This is a genomic window from Candidatus Bandiella numerosa (genome assembly GCF_021811875.1).
GTDB lineage: Bacteria > Pseudomonadota > Alphaproteobacteria > Rickettsiales > Midichloriaceae > Aquirickettsia > Aquirickettsia numerosa_A.
Window position 1 is genome coordinate 1 of record NZ_JAJBJD010000074.1, and the last position, 5,052, is coordinate 5,052.

Below are 5,052 nucleotides of genomic sequence, written 5' to 3' on the forward strand. Positions count from 1 at the left end.
AAAAGATTTCATTCTAGCATTGGCTATAAAAAGCCCATGAATGTTTATTTAGAGGCATTGAAAAATGCTGCTTAATAATAGGAAGCAAAATTCTCAAAATTTTGTCTTGATTTTTCAGTCCACTATAAATTTAGGAGCTACCGCTATATCGCTTTCTCTCAACGTTGTAACTTCTCCAGCTATTATATTCCCATCATCAGTTACACCAATGTGTAATTTGCGCCATATTTTCCTAAATCTTCCTCCATGCTTATGTTTTATCCATTCCTGCTCTCCTACTACCTTAATGTCTGTACTATCAATGATCATATTAATCGCACCTTTTGGCTTCTGAAAAATAAATTCTACTGCTAACTCTCTTATTCTCCTTGATACTGTTGTATAATCTGGAACCTCCAGTTCTACTTTCATCAATTTTAATATTGCTTTTACAAACCCATCTGTTTGCCTTAATCTCAAATTGAATACCTGTCTTAATATGTATGCTGTTTGTATCGCATAATCTGAGTATTTACGCGGCTTCCCTTTGCTTTTATCCCCCACTTCTTCTTCATACCATTTTTCTATCCCCTCTTCTGTAAACCATATCGTGATATCACCCCTTTTCTCAAGTGATTTATTGTATGCTCTCCAATTCACTACTTTGTACTTACCTTTTCTCAGCCTTTTTTTACTCATTCTAGAATTTTCTTCTATTTTTCTTCAGGCTATTTTATTTTTTATTCTTAGTCTATTTTTTCTTGCTTTTTATTTATGCAACAAAGTTAGTAAATCTCTTATCGAACTTTCTCCTGATGAAACTTTTAAATACCTAGATTCTTTTTTTGGCTTTGAGCAAAATGTTGATTCTAACAACTCTGAATTATAATTTCTCTTTTCTTGGTTTTTCCATGAATTATTTATCATATACTCCTTGGTTTCTATTTTTTCTTCTATTTCTTTTAACATATTTATTTTATCTGTATGATTAGTGATTTGATCTATTTCCCCTGCTTTTTCTCTTATTTTATTTCTCGCTTCCATTTTTGTTATTCCTAAATATTTCTTCATTATATAGCTTTCATACAGACTTTCTCTAAGTACTTCATATCCATTTGTTTTAAATATGCTGTGATATGATATGTGCCTTATAGCTCTTAATATTCCATATTCATCTTCTTTTCTTTCTGCTTGGTTTACTTTGACATACTCCTCAAATTCTCTTCTTTCTTTTGTTTCATCCATTTTGAGCCTTATATACTCTGATATCTTTTTATCCATTTTATTTACTACTTCCTCTTTCTTCTCTTCTATATTTTTTGTTATATTATTTATATCTAGCTCTCTATCCCCTACTCCGTATTCTCCATTCATTATCTTTTCTATTGTATCCTCCTTTATTAACCAGCTAAATACTGCCTTAAAGTTATTTTTTGTTTTCTTTTCTCCCATTAGGAATTGGCTACTATTTACTTTGCATGCATATTCCCTCCAATTATTTAGATCTCCGCTAAATGCTGTTTTATAAAGATTTAATAATACTTCTTGGTTCTTTTTATTACTATAAGCTTTTATTGGACTGATTGAATACTCAAATACTTTGTTCCATATGTAGAGCATTTTGCTTATTATTTCTTTTTCATTAACATTTATAGGATTTTCTTCTATTTTTTCCTTTAAAGTACTTTCTAACTCAACGTTATCCTTTTTATAAGAAGATCTATTTGTATAGTTATTCTTTGTTATTATGATTTGTTCATTTTCAACAAATCGATTTGTCGAGCCTATATTCTTATTTTTAGAGTCTAAGTTAGAATCAAAAATTGACTGTTGATTATTTAATAAAATGCTTTCATCAGGTTTATTTAATGAAGATAGTTTTTTAATTTCTTTTTTATATTTTATTTGTTTTAATAATTTTTTGTATTGATTGTAGTCAACTGTATACCATTTAGTATGATTCCATTTTTTTGCATTTATTTTTATAGACTTAATAATACCCAAATCTTCTAAAGATTTTATTGTTTTTCTTAATTTATACATAGACCAATACCCAAATTGTTTATGCCAATTTGCTAATGAATTATATATCCATTTACCTTGCTGTCCTGCAATTTCTCTACCACATTTAGATAGCCAATATAATAGTTGATTTAATAAAATAGATTCGTTCTGTCCTAAGGAGTGAGCGATTTCTTGTGTTAATATGTGTATTTTTAAATTTATCATTTAACCTCTTAATAAAATAGTTGTAAAAGAAGCCAAATGTGTTATTCTGCAAGTGTTAATCGAATAAATAACTAATTTGGCAACAAATTAAGTAATGTAGCCCTCTTAAAAGAGGGCTTATTTTATCCCTCTGGAGGGATATTCTTGTAAATATTTTCTAAATTTCTAGCAAACTGATCCAAAACATCTAAAAATAAATGATTATTTTTAGATGCATAATCTCGTATGTAAGGCGATAGTAGGATATTTATTTGATTTTTATTTAAATGCACAGTAAAAATTAACTTATTGTTTTTATCAAATATCTGTCTTTTATTATCAATAAAATCGTTATGATATATTATATTTTTTACTTTTTCTTCCAATTTAATGTGGCCTATCTTTCCATGCCTTATATCGTTAGATAGTATTTTTACAGCCTCTATATATTCTTCTCCTTTGCTACAAAGTTGTTTTATTTTTTCAGCAGTTGTGGCTGATACTTTAGACATATCTGCTATTTTGTTAATTACATCAGCAGGGATTTTTGTATAGGAAAGAAGTTTAGAAATTTTTTGTGGGCTAATTTTTAATTTTTCTATAAGTTCACTTTGCGTTACAATTTTTGCGTCTATTAATTTTGAAAAACTTATACCTTTTGCATAATCTGATAAATCTTTTCTATTTTTATTTTCTGCAATTTGGATGAGCGCAGCATCATTATCACTCAGTGATAAAACAACCACTTTTAATTTTACGTTAGCTTTTTTTGCTGCTAGCCATCGTCTTTCTCCAACTATAACTTCATAATCTGCATATTGATTTTTTATTGGTCTAACAATACAAGGTTGTTGTTGTCCGATAGTTTTAAATTCTTCTGCTAATTCTTCTATGTTACCTAATTCATTTTGTGGTCTGTCATGAAATTGCCAGTTAATAATATTGGTAGGAGACACTAATAATATTTCAGAAAAAGATTGATTGATTTTATGGTTACTTATTGTTTTAAAAGCATCTGTGACAGTTTCTAATTTTTCTCCAGTTTGCTCTCTTATTTTTTCTAATGCAATTAGAGCTGCAGAGAGGTTTTGTGGTCTATTGCTATTCATTGTTTATCTCGCTTGATTGAGAATTCCAAATTGTTTTAAAGGCATCTAATATTTCTGCTATAGTTTTATTCAATGAATCAATTGATCTTTTATATGATTTATTTGAATTGATAGTCATTTCATATATTGATCCAAAAGCAGCAGAAGATTTTTCAATTTCAACAGAATTCACTATATGATTATTTAATAAATAATTTCCAAAAAATTTATTCATAATATTTTGAATATTCATAGACTCTTTGGATTCTGGATGTTTAGTTAATACTATACGGAAAAAGTCTAAAATTTTAGATTTATCATGAAACAATGCTGCTAAAGTTCCAGTAAAAGTTATAAACGACCCTAAATCTGACATAACTGGTGGTACTGGTACTAATAAGGCATTGGCTGCAGTAGCTGCATTAATAGTAAGCATTCCAACATTTGGTGCACAATCCAAAATTATGATATCATATAAATCGGCAATACAGTTAATAGCATTCAGGAGTCTTATATCTGGTAATCCCATATTAATTGATAATCTACTTTGTAAATCAATATTTGATAACTCAATATCAACTTCTGATAGGCCTAAATTTCCAGGTATAATATCTATGCCATCAAAGTATGTATTTTTAATTAAGGATTTAATACTATGTGGGTTATTTAACAAGGAGTCTTTTATAGTTTCGTTGCTAGTAAGATGGAGATCTGGTATATATCCAAATCCTAGTGTTAAAGTTGCTTGTGGGTCTAAATCCACACATAGTACTCGAAAGCCGTCAATAGCTGCTTTATGTGCTAAATGCAGTGAGGTTGTTGATTTAGCCACTCCACCTTTAAAATTAGAAACAGCTAAAATAATTGGTTTTGATCCAATAGGCCTTTTATATCTCTTGCCGCTAAAATCACGTATCTTATTAATTAATTCCAATGAATAATATCTAATATTATTTTTGGTGTCAGCCTTAAATTCAGGATGTGATGCTTCAAGTTTTCTTAAGTATGATTCTGATCTGTCAATCATTAATGAAGCTTCTTTCATTTTCCATTTCTTTAGAGTTTTTTTATCTAATGGAGCAGAATAAATTTGCAATAAATCTTTTAGAACATTTTGCCCAACTTTATAAAAGCTTTCCATTAAAATGCCAGTATTTTCAGAGCCAAAATGTGTAAGCATATCTTTTTGTCTTTAATTAACTATTTACTAACTATCAATGCCAGTATTTTATATAAGTAAATTATTTATATTTATGTGTCAATAAAGATGTTTAATTATTTAAAAATTACTTTACTAAGATTTATTTATTTTATAATGAAAAAGTTAGTTTTTTGCAGATATATTATGGACTGTCATGTGCCAAGCCAAACAACCCATAAAAGTTAATTTAGCGCCAAACTAAATGACCTAGCCCAGCGCCAAGTAAGATCCACACTTTAAAAGTAATTAGTTAATAATAAATGAATATTTCTCACTACCTTTTAGCGAAGGTAAAATTCGCCTTCCGTACATAAAGACGAGGTATGCCTGTTAATCACCGACTTTAATAAAATCGCCAACCCACTGTGAATCGAGTAGGGAAGCATAAATATTAGATAGCGTATAAATAGGAAAAGTGCTAACCTTTGACCTAAAACAATACAGGTATTAAATGGATTTTGAAATAATAGTAAGAAAAAAAGAAAAAGGCGAGGTAGTATCAGAGAGGCTAATTAAGAAAGTAGAAATAAAGAGAGCTGAGACGATACTGGAATTAGGGTTTAGGCATAAAGAGCA

The 5,052-nt window shown here is 28.9% G+C and carries 4 protein-coding genes; all 4 read right to left on the reverse strand.

The features are described 5' to 3' along the window. Positions 1 to 114: 114 nt before the first annotated feature. Positions 115 to 678 carry an IS5 family transposase gene (locus tag L8D11_RS03315; RefSeq protein ID WP_236870255.1) on the reverse strand — a complete coding sequence of 188 codons (564 nt, stop codon included), beginning with the start codon at positions 676 to 678 and terminating at the stop codon, positions 115 to 117. A gap of 69 nt (positions 679 to 747) precedes the next feature. Further along, positions 748 to 2,208 carry a hypothetical protein gene (locus L8D11_RS03320; RefSeq protein WP_236870256.1) on the reverse strand — a complete coding sequence of 487 codons (1,461 nt, stop codon included), beginning with the start codon at positions 2,206 to 2,208 and terminating at the stop codon, positions 748 to 750. A 122-nt stretch (positions 2,209 to 2,330) separates the two neighbouring features. Next, positions 2,331 to 3,296, reverse strand: a complete 966-nt coding sequence (locus tag L8D11_RS03325) for a ParB/RepB/Spo0J family partition protein (RefSeq protein ID WP_236870257.1) — start codon at positions 3,294 to 3,296, stop codon at positions 2,331 to 2,333. Continuing rightward, positions 3,289 to 4,455, reverse strand: a complete 1,167-nt coding sequence (locus L8D11_RS03330; RefSeq protein ID WP_236870258.1) for an AAA family ATPase — start codon at positions 4,453 to 4,455, stop codon at positions 3,289 to 3,291. Before L8D11_RS03330 ends, L8D11_RS03325 begins: the two co-directional genes overlap by 8 nt. Positions 4,456 to 5,052: the final 597 nt, after the last annotated feature.

What these genes read in the sequence shown, in the direction of transcription:
- L8D11_RS03315 (WP_236870255.1), bottom strand. Translation starts at nt 678, where the DNA reads ATGAGTAAAAAAAGGCTGAGAAAAGGTAAGTACAAAGTAGTGAATTGG.
- L8D11_RS03320 (WP_236870256.1), bottom strand. Translation starts at nt 2,208, where the DNA reads ATGATAAATTTAAAAATACACATATTAACACAAGAAATCGCTCACTCC.
- L8D11_RS03330 (WP_236870258.1), bottom strand. Translation starts at nt 4,455, where the DNA reads ATGCTTACACATTTTGGCTCTGAAAATACTGGCATTTTAATGGAAAGC.
- L8D11_RS03325 (WP_236870257.1), bottom strand. Translation starts at nt 3,296, where the DNA reads ATGAATAGCAATAGACCACAAAACCTCTCTGCAGCTCTAATTGCATTA.